The 17712-nt window shown below is 34.2% G+C and carries 14 protein-coding genes and 2 pseudogenes; 8 read left to right on the top strand and 8 right to left on the bottom strand.

The features are described from left to right. Positions 1–5: 5 nt before the first annotated feature. Entirely contained in the window at positions 6–617 is a 612-nt protein-coding gene (locus VZL98_00245; protein WVH64521.1) for a BCCT family transporter, read from the bottom strand. Positions 618–736: 119 nt separating this feature from the next. Between VZL98_00245 and VZL98_00240 the strand changes: the two genes are divergently transcribed. Continuing rightward, the gene (locus VZL98_00240; GenBank protein ID WVH63415.1) at positions 737–2260 is read left to right on the top strand and encodes an IS1182 family transposase; all 1524 of its coding nucleotides are present in this window, start codon (positions 737–739) and stop codon (positions 2258–2260) included. A gap of 107 nt (positions 2261–2367) precedes the next feature. Here the strand turns inward: VZL98_00240 and VZL98_00235 are convergent, their stop codons facing one another. The 3 genes from VZL98_00235 to VZL98_00225 form a co-directional block, all read right to left on the bottom strand. Further along, complete coding sequence (locus tag VZL98_00235) at positions 2368–2781, bottom strand: hypothetical protein (protein WVH63414.1); 414 nt, start codon at positions 2779–2781, stop codon at positions 2368–2370. Continuing rightward, positions 2765–4459, bottom strand: coding sequence for a M3 family oligoendopeptidase (locus VZL98_00230; protein ID WVH63413.1), 1695 nt, complete (start codon positions 4457–4459; stop codon positions 2765–2767). Before VZL98_00230 ends, VZL98_00235 begins: the two co-directional genes overlap by 17 nt. 224 nt (positions 4460–4683) lie before the next feature. Beyond that, positions 4684–5286, bottom strand: a complete 603-nt coding sequence (locus tag VZL98_00225) for a YdcF family protein (protein ID WVH63412.1) — start codon at positions 5284–5286, stop codon at positions 4684–4686. Positions 5287–5495: 209 nt separating this feature from the next. Here VZL98_00225 and proC point away from each other — a divergent pair, with 209 nt between their 5' ends. Then, positions 5496–6299, top strand: coding sequence for a pyrroline-5-carboxylate reductase (gene proC, locus VZL98_00220; protein WVH63411.1), 804 nt, complete (start codon positions 5496–5498; stop codon positions 6297–6299). Between the two features lie 55 nt (positions 6300–6354). After that, complete coding sequence (locus VZL98_00215; protein WVH63410.1) at positions 6355–7467, top strand: alkaline phosphatase family protein; 1113 nt, start codon at positions 6355–6357, stop codon at positions 7465–7467. A 97-nt stretch (positions 7468–7564) separates the two neighbouring features. Here VZL98_00215 and VZL98_00210 read toward each other — a convergent pair whose 3' ends face one another. From VZL98_00210 to VZL98_00200, 3 genes and pseudogenes are all read right to left on the bottom strand, one after another. Next, entirely contained in the window at positions 7565–8416 is an 852-nt protein-coding gene (locus VZL98_00210) for a DegV family protein (protein ID WVH63409.1), read from the bottom strand. A gap of 355 nt (positions 8417–8771) precedes the next feature. Beyond that, positions 8772–10103: pseudogene (locus VZL98_00205) on the bottom strand (IS1182 family transposase). 153 nt (positions 10104–10256) lie between these two features. Further along, a complete protein-coding gene (locus VZL98_00200) occupies positions 10257–10553 on the bottom strand; it encodes a hypothetical protein (GenBank protein ID WVH63408.1) in 297 nt (98 codons plus the stop codon). Between the two features lie 154 nt (positions 10554–10707). On the opposite strand from VZL98_00200, the gene VZL98_00195 reads away from it, so the two are divergent. The 4 genes from VZL98_00195 to VZL98_00180 are packed head-to-tail and all read left to right on the top strand — an operon-like array spanning position 10708 to position 13652. Next, positions 10708–11706, top strand: a complete 999-nt coding sequence (locus tag VZL98_00195) for a metal ABC transporter substrate-binding protein (GenBank protein ID WVH63407.1) — start codon at positions 10708–10710, stop codon at positions 11704–11706. Next, entirely contained in the window at positions 11706–12443 is a 738-nt protein-coding gene (locus tag VZL98_00190) for a metal ABC transporter ATP-binding protein (GenBank protein ID WVH63406.1), read from the top strand. Before VZL98_00195 ends, VZL98_00190 begins: the two co-directional genes overlap by 1 nt. Then, positions 12443–13243 carry a metal ABC transporter permease gene (locus VZL98_00185; GenBank protein WVH63405.1) on the top strand — a complete coding sequence of 267 codons (801 nt, stop codon included), beginning with the start codon at positions 12443–12445 and terminating at the stop codon, positions 13241–13243. Before VZL98_00190 ends, VZL98_00185 begins: the two co-directional genes overlap by 1 nt. A gap of 10 nt (positions 13244–13253) precedes the next feature. Continuing rightward, entirely contained in the window at positions 13254–13652 is a 399-nt protein-coding gene (locus tag VZL98_00180) for a Fur family transcriptional regulator (GenBank protein ID WVH63404.1), read from the top strand. Positions 13653–14135: 483 nt separating this feature from the next. Here VZL98_00180 and VZL98_00175 read toward each other — a convergent pair whose 3' ends face one another. Next, positions 14136–15935, bottom strand: a complete 1800-nt coding sequence (locus tag VZL98_00175) for a Na/Pi cotransporter family protein (GenBank protein ID WVH63403.1) — start codon at positions 15933–15935, stop codon at positions 14136–14138. Positions 15936–16225: 290 nt separating this feature from the next. Here VZL98_00175 and VZL98_00170 point away from each other — a divergent pair. Further along, positions 16226–17450, top strand: a pseudogene (locus VZL98_00170) (IS256 family transposase). Positions 17451–17712: the final 262 nt, after the last annotated feature.

Here is a 17712-nt window from a genome sequence, read left to right as displayed (position 1 = left end):
TAATTTTATTCAACTATATCATCAATAAAGAAGACTTTGATGGCAGCGACCATCTGTAATATAAATATGAATAGTACTACAAATCCTCCGGCAGCCGCTAAGTCTTTAACCCCTTGGACGCCCTGTACACCTCCACCAAAGGCAGCCATAACTATAGCAACTACTCCTATAAGTGTTCCCCAAACAACTTTCATATATCCGGGAGCCTCAGATCCTATAGGGACATCTTTCATACACATCGATGCAATACTGGTTGAGGTTGCATCAGCAGCAGTAACGAAAGATATAAGGATGATAAAGAGATTTGCCGGTATGAGTATCACGGATAATGGCAATTGTTTCAAGAACTCAAACAAGGCCATGGTGGCATTTGAGTTTATTATAGTTGAAACTAAATCAACATTACCACTCATTTGCATAAATATAGCGCTTCCTCCCCAGATACTGAACCATACAATACCGAAAATGGATGGTAATACCAGGTTTATTAACAAGAATTGCTTAACGGTTCTACCATATGATATCTGTGCCAGGAAAATTCCCGTTACCGGAGCATAGGCAATCCATACCGCCCAGTCAAATAATGTCCACGACTGGACAAGCGGAGCTCCCCCTATGAGTCTGCTGAAAAACCCCTAGCGAAAAACTATTAAAAAATCCGTTAAAGCATTGAAATCACTTGATTAGAGCCCTCTTTCATGAGATAATATATATAATATATTAAGGGGAGATTATCATGTTAAAAGACCAAGAAAATAAGCAACTAACTATAGATACTATTGAATTAGACAATCTTATAGAAGCACTAGGATGTCCAACATCTAAAATTGACTATATAAATGACTTTGATTTCTCAGAAATAGTTGAAGAAATAACTAATAGATACTGCTTAGACAATGGTCGACCTGCTTATCCTGTAGAAGTGATGTTAAAAACTATCATACTTCAGTACTTTGAAAACTTTACAGATAGAGAAGTAGTATGGCACCTTCAATCTAATCTAGTATACAAAAGATTTGTAGGACTTGGGCTTTATGATAATGTACCTACCTATTCTACGATAGCAAAATTTAGGATTGAAAGACTAAATGAAGACATCTTAAATAATCTCTTAACATGTTTAAACATTCAATTAATCAAAAAGAAGGAGATTAAAGGTAAAATAATAAGTATAGATGCTACACACAGTGCATCAAAAGCCAAGAAATTAACACCTGGAGAATATCTTAATCAGCTTTTAAAACAGCTAAATGAAATACTTAAATTTAATACAGTAGAAGAAATAAGTATTGATATACCCAAAATACCAAGAGGTACATCAATAAAAGAAGAAGTAAAAACAGTTATCAGTAAAGTAAAAGAAACATTAGAAATGCTTGAATCCCTAGAAAATGAAGATGAAGAAAAGATAATCCCCGGTTTAAAAATAAGCGAAGAAATGGAAGACTATCAATCACTAAAAAAAGAACTACAAGAAAAAATAGAAGATGAAAGATTTTTAAAAGGATTAGAAGAACACTCATTATCAGATCCAGATGCAAGAGTAGGTCATAAAAGTAAGAACAAAGTATTTTATGGATACAAAGATGAACTAATAGCAGACATAGAGAGTAGATATATCCTAGCCACAAACACTTATCCAGGAAACTACTGTGATGGGGTGGAATTTAAAGAACTACTTGATAAAGTATTGAAACTGGGAATAAAACCAGAAAAACTACTAGGAGATAAAGCATACTTCAAAGGGGAAATACTTAAAACAGCAGATGAAAAAGAAATACAACCCTATATCCCAATAAACTTAGGGAGTTACAAAGAAAAAGAGGGTTTTGAATATTGTAAAGATGCTGACCAATTTACCTGTAAACATGGAAATGAAACAGTTTCAGTATGCAAAATAAAAGAAAAAGACACCGAAATAACAAGACGTGTAATATATACCTTTAATTCTGAAATTTGTAAAATGTGTCCTGATCACAAAAAATGCGTTACCGAAAAAAAATATGTTGCAAAAAGAATAGAATGCACAATTAATTACGGAATATATAATAAATGTGCAGCGGTAATGCAAAAAGAAGGAGCAAAAGAAATAGCAAATAAAAGGGCACTTCACGAAAGCATCAATCATGAATTAAAGAACGTATTTGAAGGCAAAACTCAGCAGAGTTATGGCTTGATTAGTGCGCGTAAAAATGGATTACTAAGAGCCTTGATGGTCAACTTTAACCGATATGCATTAAATAAGATGAAACAGGAGTGATAAAATCGCTCCTGTTTTTTTAAAATTCAAAGAAATTGAGATATTTATAAAATACACGAATATTTTACAGTAAAATGATGTGGAAAAAGGTTGCTTTTTCAGCAGACTCATATACTGAGATACACTATTCCAAAATACACTGCTGCTATCAGTATCCTTACTATTCTCTCCTTTAGTCTTTCCACATAATTCTCATAGCTTACATACTCCAGAACTGTATAGATTGCCCACAGGATGGAGATATAAAATATGGCATCGACGAGATATCTGTATTCTAAAAATAGATATCCGGTGTAAAGTAGAATTATGGTCATATAAGCAATAATTATCATTAATGTACTTTGTTTTTTCTTATTGTATAGAAATATTGCCCCTGTCGCCAGCAATATGTTTAAGAGTGCTCCGATCGGTATTCTTGAGTAAAATAATTGAGTAAAAAAGAGCAGTCCAAGGAGAATATACGAAGGTATATTCTCCTTATTGGAGATGCTCTGTTTTAAATGTTTAAAATTGACTATCATCTATTTTATCCAAATAGGACTTAACTGTATTTACAGCAAGTTCTATAGTCCTTTCTTCAAATGGGTTAGGAAGACCCGTTGATTCTACAAGCTCTAAGAATGACTTAGATCCTCCAAGTTTACATAGATCCAAATAGTTTTTAAACGCATCATCATAATCTTCTTTTAACATCCTCAAATAGCCAATAGCACAAATCTGTGCCAATGTATAGTCGATATAGTAGAATGGACTTAAAAATACATGGTTTTGTCTGAAGAAGAATCCACCTGATTCTAGGAACTCATTATCTTCATAATCTCTATGAGGAAGATATTTACGCTCTAATTCTCTGAATTTAGTTCTCCTCATTTCCGGAGTATCATCTACATTTTCGTATACATAATGTTGGAATTCATCAATTAATGCACCATAGGGGATAAATTCCATAGTTCCAGCCAAATGAGAATACTTGTATTTTTCTGTATCTTCCTTGAAAAATCTTTCCATATATGGCATTGTAAAGAACTCCATGCTCATTGAGTGAATCTCACATGCTTCGTATGTTGGGAAAATATATAGTGATAGCGGAAGATTTCTTGCCAAATAAACTTGCAGTGCATGACCTGCTTCATGAGTTAGAACAACTACATCATGTGCTGTACCATTCATATTCGCGAAAATAAACTGGGCTTTATATTCTGTAAGCGGGGTACAATATCCTCCCGACATCTTTCCATCTCTGCTTACAAGATCAAATAGCTCATACTCTTCCATGAAATCAAAGAACTCTTTAGTCTCCGGACTCATTTCCGAATACATCTCTTTCGCCCTTTGAATCAACCACTCAGGCTCTCCCTTTGGTGTAGGATTTCCCGATTCAAACTTGTATGCTTCATCATAGTATTTTAATTTATCCAGTCCCAACCTCTGTCTTTGTCTTTCGTAAATCGAACTTGCATAAGGTACTACATACTTTACGATAGCATCTCTGTAGACCTCTACATCTGCCGGTCCATAATCACTTCTGTTCATGTTTAGATAACCCAGCTCTATATGATTTTTAAAACCGAGTTTTTTAGCCATCCTATGTCTAATCTTGACTAATCTGTCAAAGATATCGTCAAATTTATCCATATTTTCCTTGAAGAAACCATAGTAAGCTTCTGAAGCACTCTTTCTTTTTTCTCTATCCTCTACCTGCATTTTGGGTATTAATCTCGATAGAGTATACATTTCTCCTTCGTACTCAATCTGTGCAGACCCTATTAGTTCAGAGTACTCGTTTGAAGTTTTATTTTCCTCCACCAAATCTTCAACTATGGAAGGATCAAAAGATTTTTTCTGCATTTCAAGCAGTTTTAATGCTTGTTTGAAAAATTCCGCTTCCAGTTCATCTTTATATTTTGATTCCAATACTTCATTTTGAAATGCCGTCATAGCCTCTATAAATAGTGGCGAATTTTCGTTGTAAAAATCAGTTTCCTTTTTATAGAATTCATCAGCAGTATTCATAGTGAACCTGATTTGACATATGGTATTGGCAGTAAAGTATTTCCTTGCTATACGGTCTGACTCATAGACTAGTTCTATTTGCCTTTTTGCATCGGCATTTGGGAATTCTTCTTTCAATTCACTAATGCTGTTTATCAGAACCTCAACATCCGGTCTTTTGTACTCAATCTCATGAAATTTCTTCATTCTCTCACTCTATTCCCTCTAATCAGGAATTCCTTTCTTAATTATTATATTATTGGTTTAAATTCTTTTAAAAGATTTTTTACTTGTTAAGGTAAATTTTCTTGTTAACTCGGATTCCCCCACATTTTGAAATCCGAGGAAACGCTTTTGGTGTAGTTTTCTTCGAAAACTTTCATATATCTTGTTATACCCACTTTTTTTGGTCATTAATTATATTTTTAGGGTTATTTTTTAAGATTGAAGTGATCTAGGTACAGGTCATAAAACTGTTCGCCTATTTTCCTCATTTCTCCTGTAATTACTCTTATTCCGAGTTCTGATTTCATCCAGTGATCTTTTGATGCAACTTCTATATATGCTGGTGCTATCAGGATTTCAGAGTCGGGAAAAACCATGTCAAAATACATAAAACTTCGTCTAGCATGATAATCTTTTACACATAAGATAATCCTGTCGTGTTTAATGCCTTCTTTTACGAGCATCTCCTTTGATCTCAGTGCGTTTTGATAGGTATATGTTGCAGTATCTTCTTTTAGGATTGTGCTTTCAGGAACACCATTTAACTGCAAACCATGTTTCATAAACTCATACTCTGTTTTAAAGTCCTTCTTATATTCATTTCTTCTTATCTTTTCCCATTCGAATCTTCCTACATCTTTACTGAATGCTCCCGATGCAAGGATATAAGGTGCAAGTCCCTCTTTGTAGATGCTCGCTGCCAGCTCAATCGTCTCAATGGACCTGCTGCCAGGAAGCATTATCAAATCTGAAGCTTTCAGTTCATTTTCCATAAAAATAAAATCCGTCAGTTCTTTAATATTTCTCATTTATCCCCCTTATCTATTTAAAACTATTTGTCTTACAATTAATACTCATATTCACTCAATACATTTCATACCCGGAATTCTAAGTTTAAACATCCGGACTATTTCATTAAAATAATACCTAATATAGTTTCCGTTGTATTCGGTTCACTTACCAATCTCATTTCTCATTTAATACTCTACTGTGATATAATCAACTTGAGGTGATAATAATGAAATTAGGTATTATAGGTTTTGGTCATTTAGCAAGTGCATTTACAGAAGGAGTTCTTAAATCAGATTATCTTAATAGTGAGCAGATAATGATAACATCACTTACTGATAAGACGAAGGAAGATGCTCTACAAAAATTCGGTATTGCATCTTATTCTACAAACTCCGAACTTGCTACTAATAGTGATTATATCATTATATCAGTTAAACCGCATTTATATGCCGATATTATAAATGAAATCAAGGATTCTATTAAGCCAAATACGATTATACTAAGCTTTATGGCGGGTACCAAATTGAGTCAATTAGAAGAACTACTTCCGGAAAACTCAAAACTTGCACGCGTCATGCCAAATATCGCAATGGCAGTTAGAGAATCACTGACTACGATTTGTCCAAATTCAGCCTTAACTGAACCAGAAATATCGGAGATTTCGCATTTATTCAATGCAGTTGGAAAAGTCATTACTACAACTGAAGAAAACCTTGAGAAAATATCTGCAGTCTCTTCCTCGGGACTTGGTTTTGTCGGATATCTTTTGAATGCTTTTGAAATGGCAAGCTTGGATCTTGGACTACCTGAAAAGTACAAGGAACTCATATCGACTCAGACCTTTTTAGGTGCTGTTAAAACCGTCCAAGAAACAGATATTTCCTCAAAACAACTATCCGATAAAGTTGCAACTAAGGGAGGTTCGACTATTGAAGGACTTTATGTCTTAATGGATCACAAAGTCGATGAAAATATAGTAAAAGCTGTAAATGCATCCTTTAATAAATTGAGTCAATTGAGTAAAAAATAGTATAAATTCTACTATTTGAAACACAAACCAGGTAGAAAATGCCAGGAGGCTGCGGATGGAAAAAAGAAAGATTATATACCCGGATTATAATAATAGTTTAGTAAATCTTGCAATCTCTATTCTTAAGTTCTGGAATCCCAATCATCCCGGACAGAGTCTTAAGATTTTGGACAATTATTTAATAAGGGATTATAAGAATATAGTGCTCATTCTATTGGACGGCATGGGTACAAATATAATGGAGAAAAATCTGGAAGTAGACGGGTTTCTTAGACGGCATTTTTTGGGGTCTTACAGCTCTGTTTTTCCATCGACAACCGTTTCTGCCACGACATCTCTTCTAAGTGGCCTAACTCCTGCTGAACACGCCTGGCTGGGATGGATTAACTACTATCCCCAAATAGATAAAAATGTCACGGTGTATTTGAATACGATTCAAAACACATTTAGACAAGCTGCAGATTATAATGTAGCGTGGAGGTATTGTCCATATGAAAGTATCGCATCTACGATAAAAAGCTTCGGTGGATTTAGCTATACTTTGGCGCCTTTTGAGGAACCCTATTTTTCGAGTTTTGAAGAAATCTGTAAAGGCATCAGTCAGCTCTGTAGTCTTCCTGATAAAAAATATATCTACGCATATTGGTACGAACCTGACAGTACCATGCATGCAAATGGATGCTATGGAGAAAAGACCAAGTTGGTACTAAAAAGACTCGAATTTGAAATCGAAAACCTCTCACAAGATCTTGAAGATACACTATTGATAGTAACTTCAGATCATGGACAACTGGATTCAACTTGCGTTACTATAACTGATTTTCCTGAAATTTTTGATTGCCTGAAGCGCATGCCTACAATTGAACCCAGAGCTGTAAATTTTTTTGTTTTGGATGATTTAAAAGAAAAGTTTAAATATGAGTTCGAGAGAGAATTTTCAGAAAAATTCATTTTATTGACCAAGGATGAAGTAATAAGAAGAAAACTCTTTGGACCCGGAATAGAACATCCGGTTTTTAGGGATATGCTCGGAGACTATTTGGCTATAGCAATAGATGATTTATCTATTTGTAATAGCAGTGAACAGGCTGAGAATTTTATTGGGATGCATGGTGGTATGACAGAAGATGAGATGAAGATACCTCTTATAATTAAGGATTTTCCATAATTTAGGTATCCGTATAGTATTTCTAAATTAGATAGATTTTATATTTCTATCGTCAATAAAAAAGTAGGTAGAACCGTAAAACACGGTTCACCTACTTTTATTTTTCTATTCCTACTATTCCAAATGCCCCCGGTCCTCCATGGCATGATATAACCGCTCCGGCATCAAACCATTTTGGTTTATTAATTCCATGCTCTTCAAGAATCAGTTCTATACTTTTTATATGGTCATCACTTAATCCGTGAACCTTGACCAATAAAAGACTGTCTTTGTCTATATTAAATCTATTGAAAAAGTCCTCTATAAGTTTTTTATAGGAAGATTTAAAATTTCCACGATATTTTTTACCCGCAACGAGATATCCTTTTTCTAAATTGATAGTCGGGAAAATCTTCAAAAGCATTGCTCCAAGATATGAAACATTGGAAATTCTGCCCCCGGCTTTGAGGTATAATAAGCTCTGTGGAAGGAAAACAAATCGAGTTTTTTCCCTTATTTCTTCCACGTATTTTACTATTTCTTCTACGCTTGAATCGGGATTGTTTTCTATATACTCTGCCGTAGACATAACTACTCTGGATAGTCCGACAGTACAATTTTTACTATCTATTAAGACCACATTTGAGAATTCTTCAGCTGCAATTTTTGCAGAATTATAAGAAACAGTAGTAACGGAAGAATATGCAATATAGATTATAATACAGTCGCCGTATTCTCTATTGATTTCGCTAAATACTTTTTCAAAATCACTCGGAGTAGAGCCCGAAGTTTTTGGCAATATCTTGTTCTTGTCATAATAATCAAATACATCACTGGATTTCAAGTCGGAATCATCGAAACTTTCCTCTCCGAATGACACATGCATGGGTACTATTTTTACATTATATCTATCTATATATTCACGTGACAAATCAGAGCCACTTTCTGTTACTAAAACGAATTTACTCAATTTAACCTCCAGGTATATGTTTTTTTTTTAACTTGTTATTAGCTTTTATTATTTTATCATATCCATAACCAATATAAAACAATAAACTTAATAAATATATATTTAACAATATTGTTAATTGCAAAATTTAAGACCCGGACTTTTAACAATTCCTCTTATACATTTTTATTTTGCTTTTCTTCACCGGAATAATAGATTTAATAGAGCTATCTTCTTTAAGGCAAAAAAATTTTCTCTATTAATAGAGAAAATTTAGGGTTTGCTCTATTTTGACAAATCTATTAGCAAAGTTCAATATTTTTCTTAAAACACCATTATTTTGGGGTGGCTTTTTATCTCTTTTACTTAAGATTATTGCTAACTTTTTCATATTTAGGGTCGCAAAAGTAAGTGCTGCTTTCATATCCATTTTCTTTATACCTACCATATTGGTATATCTAAATCCATGATATTCCTTTGCACTCCCAAATTGCCTTTCTATTGTTTCTTTTCTCTTTTTATACTCTGCTTTCCCTTTATATGTATACCGGTATTCTTCTGAGATATCAAGATAATCTTGCCAGATATGTCTAGTTATTATCTTTTGGTGTTTTTTACTACTTGTACACCTTCCTAGGTACCCACAGTTTACACAGATCTTTGGGTTGCTCTTGTACTGCCTATATCCTTCTCTATTTGTGGTTGAGTATCCTAATACTTCATTTGCTGGACAAAGGTAACAGTTGTAGTATTCGTCATACACAAAATCTCTTTTGTAGAATGGGTTTTCTAGTTTTGGTTTTGTTTTTTGCCTTGTGTATGGAAATACTGGAAATACTCCATCATCAAACAGTTCTTTCGCTATTGCCGGGAATTTGTAGCCTGCATCCATAACTAGTTTTTTAGGGTTCAATCGTTTTAACTTTTCATCAAAGAAATCTTTAAATGTTGTTCCATCGTGTAAGTTTCCAGGATATGATTTAAAACCTAATATCCATCCATTTTTATCACATGATGTCTGTACGCTGTATGCAAATACTTCTTTATGTTCACCTTTATGGAATAGTCCTGCTTCAGGATCTGTTGTGCTTTTTGTTACTTCTTTTAGTTCTTCATCTTTATCTTTAGGATCAAATGGCTTTTTATCATGTTTTTTTCTATCTTCGTTTATTTCTTTTTCTAGCTTTTTTTGATAGTATTTTATCTCTTTTTTCACTTTTACTTTAACAACCTTATACCTATTGGCATGTGCTTTAACATGTGTTGAGTCAACAAATTGGATATTTGTATCAACTAAGCCTTCTTCAATGGCTTGTAGTAGTATGTTTTGAAAAATATCTTCAAATATGTTTGTATCTTTAAATCTTCTTCTGTAGTTTTGACTAAAAGTTGTGAAATGAGGTATTTTATCGTAAAAATCAAAACCTAAAAACCATCTGTAAGCAAGATTTACTTCAATATCTTTAATTGTTTGTCTCATGCTTTTTATGTTGAAAAGGTATTGGATTAAGGTAATCTTAAGCAAAACAACGGGATCTATACTAGGTCGTCCGTTATCAAGACAGTACAAATCTTCAACTAATTCATATATGAAATCAAATTTAATGTATTTATCTATTTTTCTAAGTATATGATCTTCGGGAACCATTTGATCTATTGAAATCATTTGAACTTGATCAACTTTGTTTTTAGAATTTTTAAATAGCATATTAACACCTCTCTCTTAGTGTTATATATACCCAAAACGGCTTAAATTACACATAATATGGCATTTTTAGAACAAAAAAAGCACAGCTAGAAATTTTTTCTAGCTATGCTTTGTCAACAGTCTGATTTTCTCTATTAATAGAGAAAATTTTTATTATTTATCCGGAAACATATTTTTTAATTCATCTTTTATTATATTCTTTATTTCGTCCTTTTTAACATATTCAGACATATCAATGCTTTCTTTGATATTTTCTTTAACGAAGTTTTTAAATCCATCTTTCTCTTTTTCTACCTGGTTTACAAGTTCATCGATGACTTTTTTTGCATCTCCTGAAGCTAATTCTCCCTTGTCTACCATTTCACTGACAAATTTTTCAATTTTTTCCTTGGAATTATTGAATAAACCTATTCCAAAATCAATGGATTTGTCCAAGAATTTTCTTGCCATGGTATCCCTCCAATAAAATCGTTTCTTATTACATATATTATACCTTAAGTTAATAATTAATTCATGTAATTTTTATACTGTTAGTTTTTAAATAAAAAGGGTATAATATATACAGTATTTGCGAATGATTCGCATTGTCATTTAAGGAGGTTTTATGAAAGTTTTTAAGTTATTATTTTTGGTTTTAGCGATGGGTTTATTATCTGCATGTAGTACAAATACTGTTGATAAATCTCCATTGGAAAATAAATTAACTGTTTACAGTTCTATCTATCCCGTTTGGGATTTCACCTCAAAGGTAGGAGGAGACAAAATAGACAATAAATTACTGGTTCCGATGGGAACTGAAGCACATGACTGGGAACCATCCCCTACTGATATTGCTGCTCTTGAAAAGGCAGATGTACTCGTAATAAATGGCTTGGGTATGGAGTTTTGGGCTAATTCTGTCCTCGGTTCTCTGTCCAATAAAAATCTGACTCTAATCGATACGTCAAAAGAAGCTAATTTGATAGAAGGACATCATCATGATCACGGCCATAATCACGATCACGAAGATGAGCATGAACACGAACATGATCATGAAGACCAGCATAAACACGAACATGATCATGATGATGAAACAAAACTGTCTTATGATCCCCACATATGGTCGAGTCCTGTTCAGGCAAAAAAACAGATGAAAATCATCATGGAAGAATTGTCTAAAAAAGACCCTGAAAATGCAGAGTATTATAAATCCAATTTTGAAAAATACTCCACCGAATTTGATAAACTGGATAGCGAGTATAGAGAGAGTTTAGAAAGTTTACCAAACAAAAAAATCGTTGTTTCTCATGAAGCTTACGGATACATGACTCACGAATACGGCCTAACTCAGATGGGTATAGAGGGTTTAATCCCCGAATCAGAGCCAACTCCACAGAGGATGGCTGAAATCATAGACTATGTTAAAGAAAATAATGTAAACACTATCTTTTTTGAACAATCTTCAGGTTCAAAAGTAGCCGAGACCATCGAAAAAGCGACAGGAGCAAAGACCAAAGTACTAAGTACTCTGGAATCTTTGACCAAGGAGCAGATCGATAATGGTGACGATTACTTTTCTGTTATGAGACAAAATCTGGAGGCTTTGAAGGAGGCTCTTAAATAATGGATCCGATTGTTAATGCAGATAATCTTTATTTTTCATATTCCAATCACGAGATTCTGAAAAATGTTAATATGAGCATAAATAAAGGTGATTTTGTCGCTATAATCGGTGCTAATGGTGCAGGTAAAAGCACGCTCATTAAACTTTTTCTATCAGAACTTTCTCCAAAAAGCGGTCTGATAAAAGTTCTGGGAACTGATGTCACGAAAACCGAAAGCAATCCCCGGGTGGGATATGTTCCTCAAACAGGTTTAGGTAAAAACGCCAATTTCCCTGCTTCAGTTTTTGAAGTGGTGTCTACAAATCTGTATTCCAAGGTAAAAAGATTTAGTTTTCTAAATAGTTCTCAAAAAAGAAAGGTTATGGATACTTTAAAGTTGGTAGAAATGGATGGTTTCTATGATAGAGCGATAGGCGAGCTCTCAGGTGGTCAGAGGCAGCGTGTTCTACTTGCAAGAGCGTTGGTTTCCGATCCCGAATTATTAGTACTGGATGAGCCTACAACCGGAGTGGATTCAAAGTCTACAGAGTCATTTTACGAATTATTAAAATCACTGAATGCTTCCACAAAACTTACAATTTTAAATGTTACGCATGATTTAGGAAAAGTCTTTCCATATACCAATAGGGTTTTCTGTCTTGAAGAGGGATATCTTCTGGAACTGTCCAGAGATGAAGTATTGCATGAGCTTCAACATAGACATGAACATCCGCCACTTAATGAAGGGAGGTTATAATGCCTAGTATACTCCAATATGATTTTATGATACGTGCCTTTATTGTGGGCATTGTGCTCTCCATTATAATTCCACTCATAGGTGTAATTGTAGTTTTAAAAAGATTGTCGATGATGGGAGATGCTCTCTCCCATTCATCGCTTGCAGGTGTTGCAGCGGGGCTAGCTTTTGGTTTTAACCCAATCATCGGTGCAGTTGTAGCGACACTCCTGGCATCTCTAAGTATTGAAGCTATCCGCAAAAAAATCCCGGAGTTTTCTGAGATGTCTATCGCAATTATATTATCGGCCGGTATCGGTTTAGCAGGTTTATTATCAGGTTTCATAAAAAATGCCACGGGATTCAACAGCTTTCTATTCGGTTCAATAGTAGCTATTTCAAACTTTGAGTTGATTTTTGTCTTGTTTACAGGTCTTATAGTCTTTGCAAGTTTGATACTACTGCATAAGGAACTGTTCTTTATTGCTATAGATGAAAGGGGTGCGATACTCTCAGGAGTTCCCGTTAAATCAACCAATTTTATTTTTACAGTTCTTACAGCTATAACCGTATCAATTGCCGCAAGAACTGTTGGGACTTTGATAGTTTCATCTATGATGGTAGTCCCTGTCGCATGTGCAATGCAGCTTTCTAAGAGTTATAAACAAACCGCCGTACTCTCTATTATATTCGCGGTTCTATCGACATTATTGGGATTGATTTTGTCATTTTACATTGGTCTAAAACCGGGCGCTACGATAGTCAGTATTTGTGTCTGTATCCTAATTATAATTCTAGCAATAAAAAAACTCAGATCTTAAGGAGTTGGAAATGAAAGATAAGAATTTTAGAATGACAAAAAAAAGAAAGATTATATACAATCTATTACAAAATACCGATCGTCCTCTTACAGCGGTGGAAATCTTTTCAATTCTAAAAGATAAAAATGAGGATATATGGCTGTCAACTATTTACAGAACCCTAGAACTATTTAAGAACGAAGGCATTATAGTTCAAACTGAGATTCCCGGCAGCGAGATTTCTCATTATTTTTTTACAGACGAAAGCCATAAACATTATGGCGTCTGTATGAATTGCCAAAAAGTGATAAGCATAACCGATTGTCCTCTGGATAGTTATAAGCCCAGTCTGTCCGACTCTGATTTTCAAATAATCGATCATAGATTTACTGTATATGGCTATTGTTCTAATTGCAATAAAAATAAATAGTGGGTTATTCCAAAATAGCTCGCCAAAATTCAAAAGGATCTATCGGATCGATAGGCCTTTTTTAAGTATAATTAATTTATCAAAAGAATACCCCTACTTAAATCTACACGAAAAAATAAGCGGGTCAGGCCTTTATTATTTTATTTTTTGTATGATTATGCTATATGATGTATGTATTTTAGCATGGTATTCGTCTTGTTATTGGTGTTTGTTGTGTTTTATCGCCAATTTTTCATTATATATATTCATAAAATAGTAGAAATAAAAGCCTGACCCCATTCAATCGTTGGTATCATCGGATTTGTGAAAGTTGCTAAATGTATAAACATTGGTTTTACGGCGTTTGTTTTTTTGTGTTTTCTATATGCTTTTAGATTTAAAGGGCTGCTGGAAAATTTACTAGGCAATATCCAATTTCTATAAATGCAAAAAAGTAGTGTATCAGAATTTAGCTTATTCTGACACACTACCTTAAATTTATTTTTACTGGTCATTGTCATTATTATTTAAATAATCTCTTTTTAGTGGAAGTTTATATTTTTCACGGTTTTCTCTATACTCTTTAAGGAATATCTCACTGTCTTTTCTGACATGATCCATGTAGCTATGTGATTCATATGTCTGGGTATTTACGGTTATTACAGAAACCGCAATATTAGAACAGTGATCTGCTATTCTCTCAAGGCTCGTAGTAATATCTGAAAGTATAAAGCCCAGTTCTATTGAACAGGTACCCTCTCTTATACGATCGACATGCCTTACCTTCATTTCATCGTTCATATAGTCAATTACTTCCTCAAAAGGCTCAACACTTGCAGCGAGCACTACATCATTGGTCTCATAGACTTCTATGGTTCTCTGAACCAGGTCAAATGTAGCTGCAGTATACACCCTTAATTCGTTCCTTGCCTGTTCAGAAAATTCTACTTGCTTTTCCTCCATTTCTCTGGCTGATTCGGCAATATTTCTGGCATGGTCTGCAATTCTTTCAAAATCTCCTATGCTTTGCAGCAAAATTGATTGTAATCTGGCGTCTTTATCTATTAAAGTCTTAGCAGAAATCTTAACCATATAGGTTCCAAGCTTATCTTCATATCTGTCTACCTTGTTCTCAAGTGATCTTACCCTTTGGAATTTTTCTCTGTCAAATTTATCTACCAAGTCTATGGCATATTTTAAAGCATCTCTTGCAAAACCAAACATCTGAACGGATAATTCAAAACTCTGTTGCAAAGCGATACTCGGGTTTTCCAAAAGTCTATCGTCAAGTCTTTGAAATTCTTCATCTCTTTCTTCTATATCTTCTTGAGTAAGAGGTATAAGTCTAATAGCAAGTGTTACAAGATAGTTAGAAAGCGGCAAAAGTACCATAGTAGTCAACACATTCATAGTCGTATGTACTATTGCTATCCCGACAGGATTTATTGATGCCCCCATAAATGGAAATGGTCTGATTGCATTAACCAGGTAGAATAATACCATGAAAATAATCGTTCCAAATAAGTTGAACATCAAGTGAATTATCGCTGCTCTCCTGGCGTTTCTCTTGGCTCCAATGGTTGAAATCAGTGCAGTAGCACATGTTCCGATATTCTGTCCCATTATAATAGGAAGTGCAACAGCATAGTTTACAAGTCCTGTAGCGGCAAGAGATTGTAAAATACCAACGGAAGCAGATGAAGATTGTACTAATGCGGTAATAGCCGCACCCGCTATAACACCAAGTATTGGGTTGGAAAACAATAATAGTATATCTCCAAATCCGGGCATATTCGCAAGTGGTTTCATAGAATTACTCATAGCTTCCATTCCATACATCAAAACAGCAAATCCCAATAGTACCTTACCGATTTCAGTACGTCTCTCACTATGTGCAGTAATTAAAAAGATTACACCTATCATTGCAAGTATTGGCGAGAATGACGATGGTTTCATCATCTGTACTGCAAAATTATCACTACTTAAGGATGTAAGTGATAGTATCCATGCAGTCATTGTAGTACCGACATTAGCCCCCATAATTACGCTTACTGCTTGTTTAAGTGTCATTATACCGGAGTTTACAAGTCCGACTACAATTACAGTCGTTCCGGAAGAAGATTGAATCAGAGCTGTTATGGCAGCCCCAAGAGCCACTCCTTTAAACTTATTGGAAGTTAAATTCTTCATAATAGCTTTCATTTGAGAACCTGAAACATTGCTCAAACTATTCGTCATTGTATCCATTCCATATAGGAATAGAGCAAGACCGCCAATCAAAGATAATATATTAAAAAAAGTCATGACACACTCCCTCAAAAATTATGTAAGAACTTATCATAATAATTCTATCATATTCATATGAAATATACTATTTGTAAAAACAGATTTTTCATTCATATATTAGAATATTAAAATAATTAGGTGTAATTATATTAATATCGCAGGTATAATAAATATTTTATAATGTCTCAATTAAAATGTTTGGATAAAGTCTATATAATGGTGTAAATTAGTTTTACAAAAAAATATGAACCATCCCCAACCTTTTGGTATAATAGTTTCACCACAAAACTAACCAGGAGGTAAAAGAGATGGTCTGGCTATATTTTACACTAGATTCAGAAATAATTAAAGGTTTATTTTCAGCTTCAGCTAAAGAAAATGCTATTGCAAAACTCTTAGAATCAATTTTAAACCAAGTTTTAGAGGCTCAAGTTACTGAGGCAATAGGAGCTGAGCCTTATGAACGCACTGAAGAACGTACATGTTACAGGAACGGTTCTAGAGTTAGACAAATTAAAACTCGTGTAGGAACGTTAGAATTGCTAGTACCAAGAGTTAGGGGTGGTGAGTTTTCTCCTGATTTATTCAATCGATATCAACGAAATGAACAAGCTTTTGTACTGGCTATGATGGAGATGGTAATCCAGGGTGTCTCCACAAGAAAAGTAACAAAAATCACCGAAGAATTATGTGGAACATCATTTTCAAAATCAACAGTATCAAACCTCTATTCAAACTTGGATCCTTTAGTTGATGAGTTTCGAAACAGACCATTAGAGTCACAATATCCTTTTATCGTAGTTGATGCTATGTATTTAAAATCAAGAGATGCAGGAAAAGTTAGAAGCAAAGCTCTAATGATTGAGTAGAGTTCGCTCTGACGGTATCCGTGAAATTCTTGGTTTTATGTGTGGTGATAGTGAGACTGAACTAGGATGGAGAAACTTCTTTTCATCATTAAAGGATAGAGGATTATCAAATGTTGATATAGTTGTTAGTGATTCACATAAAGGCTTAAAATCTGCAATCCTTAAAGAGTTTCAAGGCAGCTCATGGCAGAGGTGTCAAACACATTTTAGTAGAAACATACTTGATGTATGTCCTACTAGACTACAGCCTGAGATAAAAAATCGATTAAGAGAGCTTTATGATGCGCCAACTACAGAAGTTGCCAGAACAGTATTAAATGATATCCTTGATGAATACTCAAATACTGCACCAAAGGCTATGGAATTACTAGATGCTGGTTTTGACGACATAACCCAAGTATTAAATATTCCAATAAAGTATCGAAAAAGATTAAGGACATCAAATATCATTGAACGTCTAAATCAAGAGATTCGTCGTAGAGAACGAGTAATACGAATATTCCCAAACGATGAATCCATGAACCGTTTAATTGGGGCAATATTAATTGATTTAGATGAGAAATGGAGTAGCGGGAGAATATGGTTGGATATGCATGAATACCATGAATCCAAGCAAGATCAAGCCGAGCTTCAACAAGTTGAACCTACAAAGGTAGTTGCATAAGTCTGAGTTTAAGCTAATGCACCGCCAGCCTTGCACCAAGAACTTAAAAAACGGTAAGTGTTAACCACCGAAGGCGATAAACTCACAACAAAATGGTGTAATTTTCCTTCGTTTTTTTAGTGTACCATTTTTTAAGTACTTGCCACAAGGCCAAGCCCTTCGGGTGGCTGATGTAATACCTCAGGCTCCAAATCTACAACAAATCAAAAAAAGAAACTGCTAATCAAAAGGTAAGATAAAACAATTTACACACTAATTTGGA

Source organism: Peptoniphilaceae bacterium AMB_02 (assembly GCA_036321625.1).
Lineage (GTDB): Bacteria > Bacillota > Clostridia > Tissierellales > Peptoniphilaceae > Microaceticoccus > Microaceticoccus formicicus.
This window is presented reverse-complemented; position numbering and strand designations above follow the sequence as displayed.